Below are 20,538 nucleotides of genomic sequence, written 5' to 3' on the forward strand. Positions count from 1 at the left end.
TGTGGGATTGCGTGGTTAGGTATCCTGTAGCAGGTCCCCCGTACAGCGCCAATAGAGCGCTAGGCAGGAGAAAGTGCGCCGTTCAGGGCGTGCCTTTTTTGCGCTTAGGGCGCTTTAGTGGCTGCTGAGTGGCGCCGCGAACTGGCCCGCAATGGCAGGTACCGGGCTGGCTCCGTTGCAGCGCAGGTGGCTGCGCGACTAGTTGCCTGAACCGGCAAAATAAGTATTCGGTGGCCCGGCCATGCTTACCACTTTGTCCAACAAGCAGAACTAAATGCAGTACCTTGCTCATCAGCAAATGCCTCGAAAATATTCTCATCCCGCCTTCTTCATTTGAGTGCCTGCGAGCATTTTTCTACCGACCCTTGTATGAACCTCGTAAGAAGCGGCCTGCTGCTACTGTGCCTGCTACTGCTGGCCACCCGCCCCCTGCTGGCCCAGCGCGGCCACGCCTACTGGGACGCTAACCCCGACTCCCTCCGGCAGGTGCTGGCCCGGCAACGCGCCGATACGGCCCGCTTGCGCACCCTGCAGCACCTGATTGACTGCTTGAGCGCAAGCACTGAAGAAGTACAAGTTCTGCAGTATCTGGAGCAGACCATAGCGCTGACGCATCGACTGCACCGCCCCGAGTACTTGGCTTATCGGTTATGGCTCAACAGCTGGCGGCTGCTCAATGCGAACCTGCCTGATGACAAACTGGGTCTAGCGGCCAAAACTCCGGCCCTGGACAGCTTGCAGGCGGCCGTTAACCTGTTTGATAGCCTTGGGCGTCAGCAGCCACGACTCCTGCGGCGCATAAGGATTGCTTTCGGCGATTTGCAGCGATGGGATGCTGCGCAAGCCTATTTCGAAACCAAACTGAGCTACTATCGCCAACGGGGAGCAATGGAAAGCATGGCCCCCTGCTACCACGGCTTGGCAGCCTGTTATAACTTCAGGGGAAACTATAACCATGCTATTAGCTATTACCTGCAAGCCGCCGAACTCTACCGCCGCCTCGATACCCGTTGGTACTACAATGAAATGGCCGTCGTCGGGGCTACGTACGCAAGCTGGGGAAACGATAACAAGGCGGAGTTTTACCTGCGGCAAGCCCTGGCCTACTCTGACCCCGACGCGCTTGCCTATGTCTACTTTAACCTGACCGCTATTTATCTGCATCAACGCAATTATGGGGAGGCAGCTCGGACTGCTGAGTCAGCGCTGCAAAATGCTGGATTGTCTGGTGACGTGAGCAATAAGAAGCCGATGGCGCTGGCTTTGAAGGCCGCGGTCCTCATTGCGCAGCAGCAACTGGCCGCGGCAGGCCGGCTTCTTCCCCAAGCCCAGCACCTGGGAGACTCCGCGAAGGTGCCCATTGTTAGTCGCAATGGCTTTTTCGAACTGGATGCCACCTGGGCGCAATACTACGCTGCCCGGAAGGAGCCGGCCCTGGCCGAAACCGCCTGGCTCGCGGCCTTGCGCCAGGCCCGGCAGGCGCATTCCCAGCCGCTTCGGCTTCGCTACCTGCGGCAGCTGGCCGATTTCTACGCCCAGCAAAGGAAGCCCGCGCTGGCCGCGCCCTACGCGCTGGCCGCGGCCCGGCTCAACGATTCGTTGCAGGAAATCCAGGGAGGCTTTCGGGTGTCGTATTACGAGCAGCAACAGGTGGAGCGCCGCCAGGGCGTGCGCATTGCCAGCCTGCGCCGGGCCCAAACCCAGGCCACGGCCCGCGCCACCCGCGAGCGCACGGCCCTGGCCTGGTTGCTGGGCGGCACGGGCCTGCTGGTGCTGTTCAGCGGAGCGCAGTGGCGCAGCCACCGCCGCCAGCAGCGGGCCACCGCCCTGCTGGCCTACCAAAAAGCCCAGCTTGAGGAGCAGGCCACCCGCCTCGGCCAGCTCGACGCGGCCAAAAACCAGTTCTTCGCCAACGTCAGCCACGAGCTGCGCACGCCCCTCACGCTGGTGCTCGGCCCCCTCGACGGCTTGCTGACGGCCCCGGCCCTGCCCGCCGCCGTGCACGAGCCCGTGGCCCTGGCCCACCGCAGCGCCCGCCGCCTGCTGGAGCTGGTCAACCGCATCCTAGATTTAACTAAGCTGCAGGCCGGCCGCCTGGAGCTGCGGCCCGGACCCACGGCGGTGGCCCCGCTGCTGCGCCGGGTCGTGACGCAGTTCGAGTCGCTGGCCGCCGAGCGGCGCGTGGCGCTGGTGGCCCCGCTCGCGCTGCCCGAAGGCCTGTGCCTATTGCTCGACGCCGACAAGGTGGAACAGATTCTGACCAACCTGCTCATCAACGCCCTCAATCATACCCCCGCCGGCGGGGCCGTGACCGTGGGCGCCGCCCTGCCCGATGCCACCGGCCACTACGTGCTGACGGTGCGCGACACCGGCCCGGGCATTGCGCCGGCCGAGCAGGCGCGCGTGTTTGAGCGCTTCTACCAGAGCCCCCAGGGCCAGGCCCAGGGCGGCACCGGCCTGGGCCTGGCCCTGAGCCGGGAGCTGGCCACGCTGCTGGGCGGCACCCTCACGCTGGCAAGCGAGCCGGGCCTGGGCGCGGCCTTCACCCTGCGCTTTCCCGCATCGGTGCTACCCGCGGATGCCGCCGAAAACACCGAAAACACCGAACCGGACGACCAAGAAAACGCCATTGAAGAAGATAAATTCGAGGAGCTAACTGACTTCATTCCGGTCTTGCCGGATGCGGGCACTGGCCCCCGGCCGCGGGTGCTGGTGGTGGAAGACCAGGCCGACTTGCGCGATTACCTCCGCCAGCTGCTGGCCCCCGCATATGAGGTGCTCACCGCCGTCGACGGCCAGGACGCGCTGGATGTGCTGGCCCGCGAAGCACCCGTCGACCTCGTCACCACCGACGCCATGATGCCGCGCGTGAGCGGCACCGAGCTGCTGGCCCGCCTTAAGGCCGACCCGACCTGCGCCGGCCTGCCCGTACTTATGCTCACGGCCCGCGCCGACGAGGCCCACCGCCTGGCCACCCTCACGGTGGGCGTCGACGACTACCTTACCAAGCCCTTCGTACCCGCCGAGTTGCTGGCCCGCGTGGCCACGCTGCTGCGCCGCCACACCGTGCGCCGCCAGTTTGCCAGCCAGCCGCCCGAGGCGCTGTCCTCCGCCGAGGAGCTGGCGCGGGAAACTGAGCTAGCGGCAACCGCTCCCCCCGACCAGGCCGCCGCCGAACCCGACGGCGCGGCCTCGCCCTTCACCAGCGCGGAGGGGGCGGAGCAACTGGCCCGTTGGCAGCCCCATTTGGGGGCCCGCCTAGCGGACCCCGCCTTCGGACCGGCCGAGCTGGCCAGCCTGCTGTGTCTGAGCGAACGGACCCTCTACCGCCGTCTGGGCGAGCTGGCCGGCCTGACGCCCGCCGCCTGGCTGCGCGAACTGCGCCTCGACCGCGCCCGCCAGCTGCTGGAAGCCGGCAGCTTTGGCTCCGTGGCCGACGTGGCCGACGCCGCCGGTTTTGTCAATGCCCGCTCCTTTGCCGCGCGGTATGCGGAACGGTTTGGGCGCCGGCCTCATACCTACCGTAGTTAGCGCTAGCACGAAGAGGAGGTCGCTATTGGGGGGGCACTGCTGCGCGCAGCCGACAGGAACTGCCGTTCGGGGCGCACCAGTTCTGCCACCTGAAACGACAGGCCGAATTTCGCGGGGCAGCGGCCCCGAAAAAAGCACTGGTGGAAGGCACGTTCTCTGCCAAACGGGCATCGCGCCTGCCAAAATCAGGACTTATTGAATATTGGCAAGGATTGTACCCTGTTACCAAAAGCATTGCGGGAGATTTGTGAACATCATTTTTCACATCCGGGAAGCGGGGAATTGCATGACGTGCTCCCGCTTCTCGCTAACCTCCCTTCCTATGGTTACAGCTATACACCTCTGGTTGAAGCGCACGAGCCGCCTACTGTCAGTGCTACTACTGCCCCTAGCGGCCCACGCCCAGGTGCCCGCCAACGACGACCCGGCCGGGGCCATCGGGCTGCCCCTGGCCGCCACCTGCACGCCTACCAGCGCCACCAACGCGGGGGCCACCACCACCGTACCCAACGGTTACACCAACCCCGGCTGCGGCATTGCCGTCACGCCGAAAGACGTGTGGTTCCGGTTAAGGACCGATGCCAGCGGACTCGGTAGCACGGCGGCCGCCATTGCGGTGACGGGCACAGTGGCCGGCCAAGTGCAGCTGTTTTCCAGCACGGGTGGGGTGGCGGGGCCGTTCACTTCTATTGGCTGCACATCCGGCGGGTCCAATAACTCCCAAGCGCCCCGACTGGTGGTAGTGGGCCTGACGCCCGCCACCACCTACTACGTGTCCGTAGCAGGCTACGGCTCGGGGGATACGCAGGGCCCGTTCACCATCTGCGCCACGGTGCCGGTGGCCAACGACGCGGCCGTGGATGCCGTGCTCACGCTCACCCAGCTGCCCATTCCGCCGGGTGCCCCCCACGTGGTGCAAGCCGTGGTGAGCAACCAGGGCAGCAGCCCTCAGACCAACCTGCCCGTGACCCTGGCCGTGACCGGGGCCAATGCCTTCACCAATACCCAAACCGTCCCTACGCTGGCACCCGGGGCCTCGGCTACGGTGAGCTTCGCCGCCTTCACGCCCACCGGCACCGGCACCAACACCCTGGCGGTGACCGTCCCGACCGACGACGACAATACCAACAATAGCCGCAGCGTGACGCAGGTGGTCAACACCACCACGTACTCTTACGCCGCCCCGGGCGGCGCTACTGGCAGTTTCTTCTATGGACCCAGCCTGCCTAACCGTGCCTTCTCCTGCCGTTATCACGTCAACAGTTCGGTTAGCGTGACGCAGGTGCGCTCGTATGTCGTCAACTTTGGGGGCCTGGCCGCCGGGCAACCCGGCAGCTCCATCGGCAAAACGGTGTACGGGGTACTGGTCGACCTGGCCACCGGCGTCCTGCTGGCCCGCTCGGCCGACTACGTGCTCACGGCCGCCGACATCAACACCTACGTGGCACTGCCCCTCACCACCCAGGTGGCCCTGCCGGCGGGCACCGATGTGCTCGTGGGCATGGTGGCAGTATACCCGGCCGGCCAAACGGTCAACTACTTTCCCTACGGTGTTCAGGTTGACGAGCCGGGCCGGCAGAATGCCTTCTACGACGTTTCCACCATCGGCGCTTTTCCTCCCTTAATCATTAGTGGCAATACCGGGGGCTACAAGCGGCTGATGATAGAAGCCGTGACGGCTCCCGCCACCGCCTGTCCCGCCCCGACCAACCTGACGGCCACCAGCCTCACCACGACCGGGGCCACGCTCGCCTTCACCGCACCCACCGGAGCCAACGGCTACACGCTGACTTACGCCACCGGTGGCGGCACGCCCACCACCCTGACGCCGGCCCCCACCGGCTCGCCCGTGGTCCTGACCGGCCTGACCCCCGGCACCCTCTACACCGTGGCCCTGAGCACCAGCTGCGGCGCGGGACAGGCCTCGCTGCCGGCCACGGTCAGCTTCACTACTACGCAAACGCCCGCCCCCTATGCCACGCTGCCCGTGAACGAAAGCTTCGAAGGCCCGTGGCTAAGCGTGAGCGCCGTGCGCGACGCCCCCACCGCTAACTGGCGTAACACCCCGGCCACGGGCATCCAGTCGTGGCGCCGGGAGGACGACGGCGCATCGGCTAACTGGCCGACAACCCTCGGCGGCTACTCCACGGGCGGCAGCCAGGGGGCGCATTCGGCCCGCTTCCACACCTACGATGCCCCGGCGGGCAGCACCGGCACCCTCGACCTGTACGTGAACATGAGCGCGGCCGGGAACAAGACCCTGTCGTTCGACTACGTCAATTCCAGCGGTACCGACCGGCTCGAAGTGTTGGTAAGCACCGATGGCGGGGCTACCTTCAATGCCACGCCCGTGCTCAACCTCCGCGTCAGCACCGCCATTCTGGCCGTCACGGCCCCCATCGCCAGCACCTCGGCTACCACAGTCATCCGTTTCCGCGCCACCGGCGACTTTGGCGTCACGGATATCGTTTTTGACAACGTGCGCTTGGCCGTGGTAACGGCCACCCGCAACGAGGCGCTGGCCGCCACCGTGGGCCTGTACCCCAACCCCGCCCACGGCAGCTTCGCGCTGGCCGTGCCCGCCGGTCCGCTCGGCGCGGCCTCGGCCACGCTGCTTAACGCGCTGGGCCAGGTGGTGCAAACCCGACAGTTGCGCCTGCCCGCCGGCGGCGGCACGGCGGAGTTTGACGTGCGCGGCCTCGCGGCCGGCGTGTACTCGCTCACGCTCCAATCGGGCAACGACGTGGTGGTGAAGCGCGTGGTAGTGGAATAACTTGCATATGCTTTCTCTAAAAAAGGCTGGCCACTTGGCCAGCCTTTTTGCGTTTGTAATGGCCCTGCGGAGCGTGACTTGCGCGGCTATTTCTGCGGCTTGGCCACGTAGCCAGCCTTGGCGGCCTTGATGGCAGTGGAAAACTTCCAGCAAACGAAAGACATAACATGTAATGACCCTTTGGCTAAACCGTTTTTAGTCTTCCCCATCCATGAAAAAGTAAACAGTTGCGTTGTAGAGGATGCCGTGCGGGCAGCTGGCCTTGCTGGAATGTCATGCTCCCCCGCAGCAGCCCCTTTGCCTGCCCTGCGCCCGGGCCTCGGCAGACGAGGAGGGCCAAGGCACTTTGCGTCCTTCGCGCAGTGGGCGGGAACTGAGCAACGGGACCGTAGGGCTGCACTTCAACTACAGATATCCCCTCGAAAAGCACCCCGACGGTGGGGGCGTCGGCCTGTGGGGAGGCGTTCGAACCTGCACCCTCGTTAAGGAGGTGCACTATCAACAGGCCCTACAACCAGGCCTTCGCCAAACATTTTCCGAACGGGGATGCTTGCCCCAGCATGAGACCCGCCGCCCTCCTACTTTTCCTGCTCCTGTCCATCGCCGGCCGTGCCCAGAACCCCGGCACCCTGGCCGGCACCGTGCGCGACCGCGCCACCCAAGAAGCCCTACCCGGCGTGAGCATTACCCTCGACGGCACCCCCTTTGGCACGGCCACCGATGCCGAGGGGCACTACCGCCTCGCGGGCGTGCCGGCCGGTGCCTACAACCTGCGCGCCACTTTTGTGGGCTACGATGCCCTGCTGCGGGCCAACATCAGCGTGAGCAGCGGCAACGTGAACACCCTCACGCTGGAGCTAAACAAGGCCGCGCAGGCACTGGACGAGGTCACCGTGACGGCCAGCCGCGCCATTCGCGTGGCCACCGCCGAAACGCCCCTGAGCGTGCAGCGCCTTACCACGGAGGAAATCAAGAGCAACCCCGGCGGCAACTTCGACATTTCCCGCGTGGTGCAGAGCCTGCCGGGCGTGGGCGGCGGCGGCAGCGGCGGCACGGCTGGGTTTCGCAACGACATCATCATCCGGGGCGGCGCGCCGAACGAAAACGTGTACTACCTCGATGGCATTGAGGTGCCCGTCATCAACCACTTTCCCACCCAAGGCAGCGCGGGCGGGCCGGCCGGCATTCTCAACGTCAGCTTTATTGAGGACGTGACGTTGAGCAGCTCGGCCTTTCAGGCGCGGTACGACAATGCGCTGAGCTCGGTGCTGCAGTTCCGGCAGCGCGAGGGCAACGCCGAGCGCATTCAGGGCAACCTGCGCACCTCGGGCACCGAGGTGGCGGCCACGCTGGAAGGGCCGCTCACGAAAAATACCACGTTTCTGGCCTCGGCCCGGCGCAGCTATTTGCAGGTGCTGTTTAAGCTGATTGACTTGCCCATCCGGCCCGATTTCTACGACTTTCAGTTCAAGACCACGACCAAGATATCGCCCAAAACCACGCTCACCACGCTGGGACTGGGCGCGATTGACCACTTCGAAATCGTGCCGCCCAAGAAAAGCTCGCCGAGCAAGGAATTCATCCTGCGCAACAACCCCACCATCAACCAGTGGAACTACACCGTGGGCCTGAACCTGCGCCGCCTGGTTGAAAACGGCTACCTGAACCTGGCCCTGAGCCGCACCCAGCAGTACGCCGCCGCCGACCAGTTCCAGTACGGCTACACCGGCCAGGAGGCCTACCGCAAGCTGGGCGCCCGCACCCACGAAACCGAAAACAAGCTGCGCGCCGACGTGAACAAGCGCCTCGGCCGCTGGCAGTACAGCTACGGCGTGGTGGGCCAGCTGGTGCACTACGATAACAACCTGACCAACCGCATCCGGGCCGAGGTGCGCGAGGCCGGCGCGCTTGTGAGCCCGGCCGTCACGGTGCGCTTCGTGACCGATTTGGACTTCGTGCGCTACGGCGCGTTTGCCCAGGCCACCCGCACGTTTGGGGCCGATAGCCGCCTCACCGTCTCGGCCGGCCTGCGCACCGACGGCACCAGCGCCCTCACCGAAGGCTACCGGCTTGACCGCACCCTCTCGCCCCGCGGCTCGGTGTCGTACGCCCTGCGGCCCACGCTGAACCTGAACGCCAGCATCGGGCGCTACTACAAAATCCCGCCCAGCACGCTGCTGGGCTTCCGCGATGAAGCCGGCAACCGCCCCAACGCTAGCAACCGCTACATCCGGGCCGACCATTACGTGGCGGGCCTCGAGTACCTGCCCGACGCGGCCACCCGCTTCACGCTGGAGGGCTTTTACAAGAAGTACAACAACTACCCGGTGTCCGTCCGCGACGGCATCAGCCTGGCCAATCTGGGCGGCGATTTCAACGCCATTGGCAATGAGGCCGTGACCAGCACCGGCCGCGGCCGCGCCTACGGGGCCGAGGCGTTCTTTCAGCAAAAGCTCAGCGGCAAGCTCTTCGCCATCGTGTCGCTCACGGCCTTCCGCTCCGAGTTCACGGGCCGCGACGGCATTTACAAGCCCACGGCCTGGGATACCCGCTTCCTAGGCTCGGCCCTGCTGGGCTACCAATTGGGCCGGCAGTGGGAGCTGGGTGCCAAGTACCGCGTGGGCGGCGGCGGCCCCTACACGCCCTATGACGAAGCCGCCAGCCGCGCTAGCTACCAGGCCGTGGGCCAGGGCATTCTCGACTATAGCCAACTCAATACCCAGCGCCTCCGCCCCTTCCAGCAGCTCGACCTGCGACTGGACAAGAAAATCAGCCTGCGCCGCCTCAGCTTCGATTTTTACCTCGATGTACAGAATGCCCTGCTCGCCAAGCCCGTTTCGGTTCCCACCTACACCTTCGAGCGCCTGGCCGACAACTCCGGCTACGCCACCACCGACGGCCAGCCCCTGCGCCCGGATGGCCGCAACGCCGTCCCGATTTTATTGCCCGACAGCGACGCGCTGGTAGTGCCCACGGTGGGGTTCATCGTGGAGTTTTAGCCGGGCGGCCATTTCAAGCCGGGTGCCCCCCGGCTTTACCCGCCTCCTCGCAAGGGCGCCGCTTTAGGAGTCCTTCCTTTATCCATCAATTCTGCCCGCCTCAACGATTTATTCCTGCCCCGCCAGGACGCGTTCCATTGGGGGTGGCATGATAGCGGGCTGTCCCGGGAACGTTGCGGCAACCCCGCGCGCGGAGCTGGGGCAAGCCGCGCACCTGCGACCCTACCTGATGATAGATAACGGACGAGTCCGGTCGTAGGCTCCTTTCATCAAACAGACCGCGTTTACCTTCGGACCGTTTCTCTATCCAAAACGGCATCCAACCCCGCGTAATATCCCTATTAACAGTCTTAACAAGAGGAGAAATGAGCGTACTGGGAACGCTGGCCGGTGTACGCGGCCTATCTTGCGGCGGGCGCCCTGTCGAACCGGTATAACGGCCATCGAGCCCGCAACGCCCCGCACGTTTTCTCTCCCCGTCCCTCCCTGCGCAGGAACCCGCCGCACCGCCGTATGCCTTCCCCCATTCCTTTGTTTCTCATGGCTCTGGCCCTCACGCTGGGGCTGACCCAGTGCCAGAGCGAGGGCACCGCAGCGGGCGACGCTTCCCAAACGGCCGCGAGCCCCGCGCCCGGGTACACCGCCGAAGAAGACCAGGTCTACCAGCACGTGTTGCCCCAGTTGCTGCAGCAGGCCTATTGGGAGGACCTGCAGGGACAGTACACCGCCGCGGGAGTTCCATTGGTGCCGCCCCCGCCCCCGTCCGACACCACGCAGGCCCAGCAGTGGACGTACTACCGGGCGTACCTGGCCGCGCACCCGGCGGTGGCCGACGCCCCATTCGTGTTGAATTTGGCACCGACGCTACGCAGCCTGCCCGCGTTTCTGGCCGAGAACGGGGGGCTGTTGCCGGACACCACCCACCCGGCCCACAACCACGCCCTGCGCGCGCTTCAGCGAGGAGCGCCGGCCTTTGCCACACTCCTGGACCGCCCGTACCGTCCCGACATCCCGCCCCCGGTCTGGCAATACGGGCTGTACTGGCGCTACGAACCCTTCCGCGAATACGCCGACCCGCCCGGCAGCGCCGGCCGGCAACGCGGGCTGCAACTCTCGCGGGTCTGCTTCAACGCGGCCCGCGACTCGGGCTTCTTTGTCTACGACGTGGATTACTACCGCTACGCGCTGGGCGGCGTGGGCCTCGTGTGCAAGCGCCAAGGCCGCTGGGCATTGCAGGAACCCAAAACGCGGGTTGTACCAAGGAGCAAACGCGGGAGACAGAAGCGCGGGTGAGCGCAGAAGGCCCACGTCTGCTTGTTGGACCGTGGCTGTTGCAGAGCTCACTATCGGCCTTTCCAAGGTGCTGCCATTGGTTGAACCAGTCCTTGAACCTTACGTTGTAGCCGCTTTTTGCTCGTTCTGCTGTTAAAGGCACGCTGTTTTCGAGCAAATTGCGGGTTCTGCAACAGACACGAGCGTCAATACCAGCCGGTGAACAGCGGCCCGGGCGGGTGGAGGCCAGGAAACGGGTTAGTGCTTGCCCTTGCCGTGCCCCTTGCCTTTGCCGTGCCCCGTGCCCCGCTCCTCGTAGTACACCGGGCCCGCGGGCACCAAGTACACCGCTTGGCCTTTCTTGAGCTTTTTGGGATGGTACGGCTTGGGGGCATGCTCGACCACCACAACTTGGGGCGCGTACGCGGGCTGGCCGATGTTGATGTTTACCTGGGCGTGGGCCGCCGAAGCGCAGGACAGGGTAGCAAAAAGAGCAAGGGCAATGGGGAAAGGGCAATGGGGAAGAGCAGGCGCATGGCGAATGAAAGAAAGTAAAAAAGCGGGGAGCACCACCCGGTGTTCCCGTCGGAGGCGGAACCATAGGCAAGAAATGCGCCACACTGCCCCGCGAGTAGCGTAGCCGTGGAATAAGCGCGGGCCCCAAGTGAGAATTATGGCGCCCGTCCACAAGAACGGTCGGAATAGAATAACGAGCGGAATTCTACCCCCCTGCAGAGGCTCAACGGATTTTCGTACTACCTTCCCCACCCCGCCTGCTTCCTCACCCCGCCTGCTGGCGACCTGTTCCATGACGATAATGCTACCGAAGCCCGTTCGTGGGCGTCAACTCTTGGTCCTTGGCTTGTTGCTATTGCCCCTGGCCTGCTTAGCGTGGACCTGGTCGGCGCTGCCGGCGCAGGTGCCGGTGCACTTCACCCGGGGCGGTGCCGACCAGTACGCGGCTAAGCCGGTGTGCTGGGCCCTGGTCTTGGTGCCGGTGCTGGTCTACGGAACGGCCCGGTGGCTCTCCCCGCCGGCCACCACCCCGGCCCAGGCGGCGAGTCGGCGCTTGCTCACGGGCGGGATGCTGTTCCTCAGCGCGGTGCTCTGCGTCTGGCTCGTGGCGGCGGGCCACGGTGTCCGCTAGCCGTGCCTGTCCTGGACCAAGGGAAGTTCACGCAAAGGGGCGAAAGATAGCCCGTCGAGCTGGCCCAACAGATGCAAGCCGTTCGGGCCGTGGTAGCGCAAGCCGCTGCCCCCGTCACGGCCGCTCAGGTTGCGGCCCGGTTCCGGCGCACCCGCGCTACTCAGGTGCAACCGCTGCTGGCCACCCCTACGGCCCTCTCCCTACTTCGCCACCTGGAGCCGGAAGATGCTTGCGCGGCCTAGTTTTCAACACTTACCAACCACACCTTTTTCCTATGGCAGTTTTTGGAGCAGGTTCCACATGGTATGGAACAGGGGCCGGGGCTACTTTGCCCACCGCCTAGCCTACCCTAGCCAGCGGCTTTGTTATGATTCCCAACTGATGCCAGCGAGTCTCAAGCCCCTCATTGCGCCACTCGCGCTAGACCGCAAGCTAGCAGATGCCCATATGGCCCGACACAAAAAGGGACGCAAAACGCACTACCGGGGCAAGCCTACCCGTTGGTATGCCCGCCTGCAGGCTCTAGAGGCGAAGGCAGACCGCGCCGCATTTGTCGGGCTGGCCCACACCGCGAGCGGCCGGTTTAACCCGCTGACCTGAGCGAGGCCAGAAAATTTGTCCCGCAAGCCTGAAAAAAATATTGCTTTTCGCGAGCCCTAGAGAGGCAGATTGGAATTTTTGTCCCGCAAGCCGTCCCGCAACAAAGGAATGAGGTCTGCAAACAGCTAATAATCAGCTGCTTACAGACCTCATTTGTGGGCCCAACTGGAATCGAACCAGTGACCTGCTGATTATGAGTCAGCTGCTCTAACCGATTGAGCTATAGGCCCGGTGCTGGAGGCAGTCATCTTTCACCTCAACCCTGCCGTTGCCGGCCCTCCAACGGTGCAAAAGTACGACCTTCGCGGATGGAAAAACAAGCCAGCCCATGCTTCCTCACTTATTGTTCGATTTTGGCGGTGTCATCATTGATATTGATTACGACGCCACCCCTACGGCCCTGCGCCGGCTGAGCCGCGCCGGCAGCACCATTCCCTTTTCGCAGGCCAGCCAGGCCGAGCTGTTCGACCGCTTCGAAACTGGCCACCTCTCCCCCGCCGAGTTTCGGGCCGGACTGCGTGCCGCCTACGACCTCGACGCCACCGATGCCGAGCTGGATGCCGCCTGGCACGCCATGCTGCTCGACGTGCCCGCCGAGCGCCTCGCCCTCATCGGCGAGCTACGCCGGCAGGGCCACCAAACGGCGCTGCTCAGCAATACTAACACGCTGCACATCGCCGAAATCAACCAGCGCCTCGCCGCGAAATACGGCTTCAAAAACGGCATTGCCGACGTGCTTGACCGCGTGTTTTACTCCCAGGAAGTGGGCCTGCGCAAGCCGGGCGAGGAAATATTCCACCACGCGCTGCGCGAAATGAACTGGCGGCCCGAAGACGTGTTGTTCATCGAAGACAGCCCGCAGCACATTGCCACGGCCCGCCGTCTGGGGTTGCGGGTGCTGCACCTGGCCCCGCCGCTCACCCTCACCACCGCCCTGCCCGAAGCCCTCCGTGCCTTTCCCCGAGAATACCCCGTTGCCCATTCCTGAACCTGATTTCGCGGGCTTTCCTGCTGATGTGGCGGCCCCGGTGGCCACCGATGCGCCCGGCCGCCTGGCCCGGGCGCGGGCACTGTTCCGGAGGTTCGAGCGCCCGGAGCCGTCGCCAGGGCGCACGGCGGCGCTGCATATCGGGCTGTTTCTGATAACGCTCATCACCACCACGCTGGCCGGTATTCAGCTCACGCGCGGTGCGGTCGATTTTTTGCCGCTGGATGTGTTTCAGTTGAGGGGGCCAGCCTTGTGGGCGGAGGTGCAGCGCGGGCTGTGGTTTGCGCTGCCGTTTCTGGGCGTGCTCACGGTGCACGAGTTCGGGCATTATTTCACGGCGCGCCGCAACCGAGTGCGCACGTCGCTGCCCTACTACATTCCGTTTCCGATGGGGCTGGGCACGTTCGGGGCCATTATCCGCATTCGGGAGCGGATTTTTTCGCGGCGCGAGTTTTTCGATATCGGGCTGGCCGGGCCGCTGGCAGGTTTCCTGGTGGCGGTACCGCTGCTGATTTACGGCTTCACGCACCTGCCGCCACTGGCGTATCTGTACGCCATTCACCCAGACTATGCCCAATATGGAGCTGATTATGCGCAGCATGTGTACGGCGCGAAGGAGCTGGCCAACGGCATCACCCTGGCCCGCCCGCTGCTCTACCAATTCCTGGAACACACCTTCGCCGACCCCGCCCGCCTGCCCCACCCGCTGGAGCTGATGCACTACCCCGTGCTGCTGGCCGGCTCGCTCAGCCTGTTTTTCACGGCCCTCAACCTGCTGCCTATGGGCCAGCTCGACGGCGGCCATATCCTGTACGGGCTGCTGGGGCCGCGGCGCTTCAACCGCATGGTGCCGGTGCTGTTCACAGGCTTCATTTTCTACGCCGGGCTGGGCCTGTTTTCGCTGCACGACGACTGGCAAACCTGGCTCTATGGCGGGCCGGTGTACGCGGGGTATCTGGCGCTGATATTCTGGCGGGTGCTGCCCCGGCCGCGCCAGGGACTGCTGCTGGCGGCGGGCATCTGGGCGGCGCAGCTGGCAGGGGCCGCGCTGCTGCCGGGCGTGGTGGGCAATCCCGGCTGGCTGGTGTTCGGGCTACTGCTGGGGCGCTTCACGGGCATCTACCACCCGCCGGCTCCCGATGAGCGCACCCTTAGCCCCGGCCGCCAGCTGCTGGGCTGGCTGATGGTGGTTATTTTTGTTCTTTGCTTTACGCCGAGTCCGTTTGGGTAATTCTCATTCCTGATTTAGTGGCCGTCATGCTCTTTCCAAGGTTCTCCCTTCTACCCGCTTCCCATTTCCCCTGAATGATTTTTAGCCAAAAACAGCTTTTTCTGGGCACTACGCACATTGAATTGCGGGCCGAAAGCCTCTACGTGTGCAAGCGCAACCCCCAGGGCGTGCCCACGCTCGAAACCGAGGTGCCCTACGAAGAAATCCTGCCCATCAAATCCGGCGAGCACCGCCACATTCCCACCAACCAGCTGCTGCTCACCGGGCTGCTGCTCGTGTTTCTGGGTTACGGCCCCTGGCGCGAGTGGCTGACCACCGGCCATACCGATATTGCTCTGTACTCGTGGTGGCTGATTTTTGGGCTGAATGCGCTGGCCAGCTGGCTGCGCTTCGAGCAGCAGTGGTGCACGTTCCGGCTGCGCACGGCGCATCTGGCCGTCACGCTGGCTGGCCGGCCTTGGCAGCGCAAGCAGTTTCGGGCGCTGGTGGCGGAGCTGGAGCGCCGCACCAAAACCTACCTGCGCGACGAGTACGGCCAGGTGAACCCGCTGGGCTTCATCGAGCCGCAGCTGCGCCGCGTGGCCTGGCTGCACGAGCTGGAAGTCCTGAGCGCCCCCGAAGCCCAGGCCCTGAGCACGCGCCTCACCGGCCGGCGCGGGGCCGCTACGCTCCGTAGCATGGGCCAGGAGCTGGAATCGCCTTACCTGAACTAGCCGGCCGACTGCCGCTTTTTTCCGTTCGCCATGCCGCTCCCTGCCCCTGCTGCCGCGCTGGTGAGCATCATCATCCCCACTTATAACGAGGCGGAAGGCATCGCGGCGCTGCTGCACCACTTGCGCCGGGCGGGCACGGCTACTGATGCGGGTGTGGAAATCATCGTGGCCGACAGCCCCGGCACCGATGCCACGGCCGCGCTGGCCCGCCAGGCCGGAGCCCGCGTGGTGGCCTGCCCGCGCAAGGGCCGCGCCGCCCAGCTCAACCACGGGGCGCGGCACGCCACGGGCAGCATCCTGTATTTTCTGCACGCCGATTCATTGCCGCCGGTGGGCTTTCTGAATGATATCCGGCGGGCGGTGGCGGCGGGGTATGGCTGCGGCTGCTTCCGACTGGCGTTCGATATGCCGCACTGGTTTTTGCGGGCGCACGCCTGGTTCACGCGCTTCGATGTAGCGTTGGCCCGCTTTGGTGACCAGAGCCTGTTTGTGCAGCGGAGCATTTTTGAGCAAGCCGGCGGCTACCGCGAGGACCTGCTCGTGCTGGAAGACCAGGAAATTGCGCGGCGGCTCAAGCGGCTTACGCGGCTTCGGGTGCTGCCCGGCATCATCATTACCTCGGCCCGCAAGTATCGTGAGAATGGCGTTTTCCGGCTTCAGGCCACTTTTTACCTGCTCACGGGGCTGTACTATCTGGGCGTGAGCCAGCCTACTTTGCTGCGGGTGTACCGGGCCATCATCCGGCAGGACAAGCTGTAGCGCCGACGCGGGAACCGGCCACAACAGGCAACGGTTGGCAGCGAGGAGCCGAGTACCTCACAAACCGGCCAGCGCGGACCGGCACGCGACGGGCGCAATCCAGCGCTGCCACCCCGTCGTTTATCCAGCCGGGCGATAGCCTGAATCGTGAGCCGTTGGCCTATCTTTGCCCTTATAGCTTCCCGCTTTATGCACCGCATTCTGGCTTTTTTCCTCGTCACGCTCATGCTGCTCCAGACTTTGGGGCAGGAGGTGCTGGTCGTGGATTATCAGCTGAATAAGGCCCGCATCACGGAGCTATACTGCGTGAACAAGGCCAAGCCGATGCTGCATTGCAACGGCAAATGCCACCTGGCCAAGCAGCTGCGCAAAGCCGAGGGCGGCGACAAAAAAGCCCCCGAAATGCTGGCCAAGGTGAAGTACGAGGTGCTGCCCCTGGCCACCTTGCGGCTGCCCCAGCCCCGGCGCTGGCCAGCCGCCGCCCGGCCCTACGCCCGCCCACAAATGCCGCGCTACGCGGCTGTGCCCGGCCGGGGCGTGTTCCGCCCACCCCTCTTATCTGCCTGATTGTGGCTTAGGGCTTTCTGCATGGCAGGAGGCCGGCCAATTTGCGGGCTCTGCCGGACTTTCGGCGAGCCAGCTGCGCGTGTACGCGCTGTTTTTCAATCAGTTGTTGATATCCCCCTCCCCCCGCTTTTCCGATGAAACGCTTTTCTATTTCCGCCCTTTCCTATACGTTCGCCCTCGCAATGCTTGCCCTGACGGGCTGCAAGAAGGACGTGGAGGCAACCAGCCCAACCGGCACCGTAGCCCTCGAATTTGAGCAGACAGTGGGGGCCGACGGGCTGGTACTGGACACCAAAACCTACACCACTCCGGCCGGCGACCAGTTCAGAATCGGCATTTTCCGACAGTACATCTCCAACATCGTCTTCACCAAAACCGACGGCTCGACTTATGCCGTGCCCGAGAGCTACTACCTCCTCGACGCGGCCAAGCCCGCCAACCAGCACCTCGCGCTCAGCGGCGTGCCAGTAGGCGACTACAAAGGCCTCACCTTCACCATTGGGGTCGATAGCGCACGCAACGTTTCGGGCGCGCAAAAAGGGGCGCTCGACCCCAGCAACAACATGTTCTGGTCCTGGGACTCGGGCTACATCTTCACGAAACTCGAAGGTTACTCGCCGCAGTCCACCACGTCAGCCATCACCTACCACATCGCCGGCTTTAAAAAGCCCAACAACACCATTCGGACGGTTTCACCGGCTTTCCCGAGCGGCACGACGCTATTGGTACGCGCCGACCATAACCCCGAAATCCACCTCAACATGGACGTGATGGCCATGTTTGTAGGAAAGCCCGGTGTCGCCGGAACCGGCGATATTCGTTTTAACACGATGCCTGACGTGCAATCGGCGGGCGCCAACGCCGTGCGATTGGCCAATAACTACGCGGCCGGCATGTTCTCCATCGAGCACATTCACGCCAACTAAACGGCCATGAAACCCCTTGTTGCTGCCTCGCTGGCCTGCGGGCTGGCGGGGCTGCTCCTGGCGGGCTGCGGCCTCGGCGATGTGGTGGTGCCAGATGCCTCGGTGCCCGGCACCACCCTCCCGGCCAATTTCCCCGCCCCCGTGTATGCCCTCGATGCCAACCCGCCCACGCCGGCGGCGTTTGCGCTGGGCCGTAGCTTGTTCTACGATGCGCGGCTCTCGCGCGACGGCTCGGTGTCGTGCGGCAGCTGCCATCAGCAGTTCGTGGCCTTCGCCAACGCCGACCACCGCTTGAGCCACGGCGTGGACAACCGCCTGGGCACGCGCAACGCCCCGGCCCTGCAAAACCTGCGCTGGAAGCCGGATTTTTTCTGGGATGGCGGGCCTAAAAACCTCGAAACCCTGCCCCTGGCCCCGCTCACCAATCCACTGGAAATGGACGAGACGCTGCCCCACGTCCTGGCCAAGCTCAACGCTGACGCTGACTATCCGCGCCGTTTCGCGGCCGTGTACGGGCCGGGCCCCATCGATTCCTACCAGTTTCTGCGGGCGCTGGCGCAGTTCACGGCCTCGCTCACCTCGGCCAATTCGCGCTATGATAAGGTGGTGCGGGGCGAAGGCAACGCCGTGCTCGCGGCCGACGAAATGCGCGGCCGGACGCTGGTGGCACAGAAATGCGCCAGCTGCCACGCCACCGATTTATTCACCGACGAGTCGTTCCGCAACAACGGGCTGAGCCAGTCCTTCGGGGCCGATTCGGGGCGGGCCCACATCACCGGCCGGGCCACCGACGTGGGCCGCTTCAAAGTACCGAGCCTGCGCAATGTGGCCCTCACGGCTCCTTACATGCACGACGGCCGCTTTGGCACGCTGGCGCAGGTGCTGGCGCACTACGACCACGGCGTATTGGCTTCGCCTACCCTCGATGCGGCGCTGCGCCCGGCGGGCGGGCCGCTGGGCATTCCCCTCACATCCACCGAACAAGCCGACATCATCGCCTTCCTGCAAACGCTCACCGACGACTCGTTTATCCACGATTCGCGGCTGGCTATGCAGCCTTAGGCATCAGCATTTACTTTGATGAACATTCAGAAATTTATTCTCATAGCACTGATGATGAGCGGGCTGGCGCTGCCTGGCCGAGCCTGCGACATCTGCGGCTGCTTCATGGGCATCACGCCCTACGACAACCAGAGCAGTTTCAGCCTGATGCACCGCTACCGCATCTTCAACGGCTACCAGGCGCTGGGGCAGTCGGCGCAGTTTTTCCCGACCGGGGCACGGCCGTTTTTCCCCTCGCCACTCAACGGCGACAACGGCTACGCGCACTCCCACCACGGCGACCCGACGGATTTTGAGGCTTTCCGCGTGATTGAGTTGCGGGGCAAATACTTCCTCTCGCAGCGCGTGGAGCTAAACGCCTTCGTGCCCTACGTGATGAATACCTCGCAGATAAACGGCCGGCAGCTGAACTCGGCCGGCGTGGGCGACGTAACGGTTTTTGCCGGCTACCACCTCATTAGGGCCATCGAAACGGCGGGCGTGCAAAGCCGGCTCATCGTGGGTGGCGGCGTGAAATTGCCCACCGGCGAGTACACCCGCCAGAATGCGCAGGGCCAGCGCTACCCGCTGCTGAACCAGGTGGGCACCGGCACCACCGACGGCTTTATCTATGCCAACTACATCGGTGGCTTCCACAGCTTCGGGCTGAGCGTGAACAGCAGCTACCGGCGCTCGACGGAAAACACATTCAGCAACAGCCTGGCGCCCAGCACGGCCATCTACGCCAGCCTGTTTTACCGCGTGCCGCTGGGCGAAAACTGGCAGATTTACCCCTCGTCGCAGTTTTTCTACGAGAAAACCAAGGGCGAAATGCTGGACGGCCACCTCACCGGTGAACACGCCATGAACAACGCCCTGCTCGGGCCGGGGCTGGATTTGTATTACAAAAACGTGTCCTTGAACACCAGCTTTCAGCTGCCCATCTACACCGCTGCTACGGACCACCCGGCCAGCGCCGGCCGGATGGTAGTATCCGTCGGCTACAGCTTCAAGCAGACCAAATATTTGCTCCACGGCAAAAGCTGAACACTGGGAACCCCGGCGCAACTACCACGTAGGAAAGCAGATACAGCCACCTTTTTTCCTTCTGAGCCATGAGCGTTTCCCTGAATTCCGCCGCCGTCACCTTCGCCAAAAAGCTGATTAAGGACGGCAAAATTAAAAACGATTCCGGTCACTGGGGCCAGCACAATCCCGATGCGTCGGACGAAAATGCTTACCTCAAAAAGCACGAGATGGACGAGTACGCCGGCTGGCACCTCGGCCTCGATAAGAGCAAGGGCGAAGACACCAAGGGCCGCTACAAATTTCCCTTCGGCGACTTCAAAACCGTGCACCGCGACGGCCTCATTGCCGCCAAGGAGCGCGCCGCCCAGCAAGGCTACGCCGACATCGAAAAAGCCGCCGATGAGCTGTTGGGGTTGCTGGAGAAGGCTGCTAAGTAGTAGCCAAGGCGTTTTTTTTACAACTCAAGGGGGTTGAGCCAGCGCATGGCAGCTCCTTCGTCTTCAAACAAATTCATGTCGAAGGGCCGGGCGGGGTCCATCACAAAGGCCACGTATTTTCTCTGGTCGGGGTCCGAGGTGTAGGCTTCGGTGAGGGCCGGCGAGTTGAGCACGGCCATGCGCAGGCGGCGAGGTGCCATGCGCGCAGTGGCTTGTGGATAAAACACATGCGTAACCCAATCGCTGAGGTCGGCAGGAATTTTGTCGCGGCGGCGCACATCCAACAGCCAGTCGCTGATGCCGTGCTCTTCGGCGGCGGCCAGCATTTGGGCGTAGTCGGCCTGCACCACTTCAAAGGCTGCGTGACTGTGCCAGCGCACCACCATCACCCGCAAATCGGGGCGGAAGGAAATGCTGCGGGAAGGAAGCTCGATGGGTTGGGCCATGGGCCAAAAGTACGCCGCCCAGCCCGCCGGGCAGTTTTATCATTAAAACAAAAAAGCCCCGACTGCCTGTGCATATGGG

Annotated in this window: 17 protein-coding genes and 1 tRNA gene; 15 read left to right on the plus strand and 3 right to left on the minus strand. The window is 64.2% G+C overall.

Translation table 11 applies throughout. From position 1 onward, the window contains the following. The first annotated feature begins 369 nt into the window (after positions 1-369). From ACYU70_RS06695 to ACYU70_RS06710, 4 genes are all read left to right on the plus strand, one after another. Positions 370-3,531 (plus strand): ATP-binding protein, encoded by a 3,162-nt coding sequence (locus tag ACYU70_RS06695; RefSeq protein WP_460615946.1) that lies wholly within the window; start codon positions 370-372, stop codon positions 3,529-3,531. 322 nt (positions 3,532-3,853) lie between these two features. Then, on the plus strand, positions 3,854-6,304 hold the full coding sequence (locus tag ACYU70_RS06700) for a fibronectin type III domain-containing protein (protein ID WP_460615947.1): 2,451 nt from the start codon (positions 3,854-3,856) through the stop codon (positions 6,302-6,304). Positions 6,305-6,864: 560 nt separating this feature from the next. Further along, a complete protein-coding gene (locus ACYU70_RS06705) occupies positions 6,865-9,303 on the plus strand; it encodes a TonB-dependent receptor (protein ID WP_460615948.1) in 2,439 nt (812 codons plus the stop codon). 531 nt (positions 9,304-9,834) lie between these two features. Further along, positions 9,835-10,596: a hypothetical protein gene (locus ACYU70_RS06710; RefSeq protein ID WP_460615949.1), complete on the plus strand. Its 762-nt coding sequence runs from the start codon at positions 9,835-9,837 to the stop codon at positions 10,594-10,596. Positions 10,597-10,833: 237 nt separating this feature from the next. On the opposite strand, the gene ACYU70_RS06715 is transcribed toward ACYU70_RS06710, so the two are convergent. Continuing rightward, complete coding sequence (locus ACYU70_RS06715) at positions 10,834-11,148, minus strand: hypothetical protein (RefSeq protein ID WP_460615950.1); 315 nt, start codon at positions 11,146-11,148, stop codon at positions 10,834-10,836. A 235-nt stretch (positions 11,149-11,383) separates the two neighbouring features. On the opposite strand from ACYU70_RS06715, the gene ACYU70_RS06720 reads away from it, so the two are divergent. Then, positions 11,384-11,722: a DUF1648 domain-containing protein gene (locus ACYU70_RS06720; RefSeq protein ID WP_342300542.1), complete on the plus strand. Its 339-nt coding sequence runs from the start codon at positions 11,384-11,386 to the stop codon at positions 11,720-11,722. Positions 11,723-11,793: 71 nt separating this feature from the next. Beyond that, positions 11,794-11,964 carry a hypothetical protein gene (locus tag ACYU70_RS06725; protein WP_342300545.1) on the plus strand — a complete coding sequence of 57 codons (171 nt, stop codon included), beginning with the start codon at positions 11,794-11,796 and terminating at the stop codon, positions 11,962-11,964. Between the two features lie 514 nt (positions 11,965-12,478). Here the strand turns inward: ACYU70_RS06725 and ACYU70_RS06730 are convergent. Continuing rightward, a tRNA-Ile gene (locus tag ACYU70_RS06730) sits at positions 12,479-12,552 on the minus strand. Between the two features lie 98 nt (positions 12,553-12,650). Here ACYU70_RS06730 and ACYU70_RS06735 point away from each other — a divergent pair. The 9 genes from ACYU70_RS06735 (at position 12,651) to ACYU70_RS06775 (ending at position 20,013) form a co-directional block, all read left to right on the plus strand. After that, the gene (locus ACYU70_RS06735; protein WP_342300546.1) at positions 12,651-13,310 is read left to right on the plus strand and encodes an HAD family hydrolase; all 660 of its coding nucleotides are present in this window, start codon (positions 12,651-12,653) and stop codon (positions 13,308-13,310) included. Next, a complete protein-coding gene (locus tag ACYU70_RS06740) occupies positions 13,297-14,541 on the plus strand; it encodes a site-2 protease family protein (RefSeq protein WP_342300547.1) in 1,245 nt (414 codons plus the stop codon). Before ACYU70_RS06735 ends, ACYU70_RS06740 begins: the two co-directional genes overlap by 14 nt. Before the next feature lie 74 nt (positions 14,542-14,615). After that, positions 14,616-15,254 carry a hypothetical protein gene (locus ACYU70_RS06745; protein WP_342300548.1) on the plus strand — a complete coding sequence of 213 codons (639 nt, stop codon included), beginning with the start codon at positions 14,616-14,618 and terminating at the stop codon, positions 15,252-15,254. A gap of 30 nt (positions 15,255-15,284) precedes the next feature. Next, positions 15,285-16,013, plus strand: coding sequence for a TIGR04283 family arsenosugar biosynthesis glycosyltransferase (locus tag ACYU70_RS06750; RefSeq protein ID WP_342300550.1), 729 nt, complete (start codon positions 15,285-15,287; stop codon positions 16,011-16,013). A 189-nt stretch (positions 16,014-16,202) separates the two neighbouring features. After that, positions 16,203-16,580 (plus strand): hypothetical protein, encoded by a 378-nt coding sequence (locus ACYU70_RS06755; protein WP_342300551.1) that lies wholly within the window; start codon positions 16,203-16,205, stop codon positions 16,578-16,580. 134 nt (positions 16,581-16,714) lie between these two features. Continuing rightward, entirely contained in the window at positions 16,715-17,506 is a 792-nt protein-coding gene (locus tag ACYU70_RS06760) for an MbnP family protein (protein WP_342300553.1), read from the plus strand. A gap of 6 nt (positions 17,507-17,512) precedes the next feature. Next, positions 17,513-18,568 carry a cytochrome-c peroxidase gene (locus ACYU70_RS06765; protein WP_342300556.1) on the plus strand — a complete coding sequence of 352 codons (1,056 nt, stop codon included), beginning with the start codon at positions 17,513-17,515 and terminating at the stop codon, positions 18,566-18,568. 18 nt (positions 18,569-18,586) lie between these two features. Continuing rightward, positions 18,587-19,594, plus strand: coding sequence for a hypothetical protein (locus ACYU70_RS06770; RefSeq protein WP_342300558.1), 1,008 nt, complete (start codon positions 18,587-18,589; stop codon positions 19,592-19,594). Between the two features lie 68 nt (positions 19,595-19,662). After that, positions 19,663-20,013, plus strand: coding sequence for a hypothetical protein (locus ACYU70_RS06775; protein WP_342300560.1), 351 nt, complete (start codon positions 19,663-19,665; stop codon positions 20,011-20,013). A gap of 17 nt (positions 20,014-20,030) precedes the next feature. Here ACYU70_RS06775 and ACYU70_RS06780 read toward each other — a convergent pair whose 3' ends face one another. Beyond that, complete coding sequence (locus tag ACYU70_RS06780) at positions 20,031-20,459, minus strand: hypothetical protein (protein ID WP_342300562.1); 429 nt, start codon at positions 20,457-20,459, stop codon at positions 20,031-20,033. Positions 20,460-20,538 lie beyond the last annotated feature (79 nt).

The sequence above is a fragment of the Hymenobacter segetis genome (assembly GCF_054776495.1).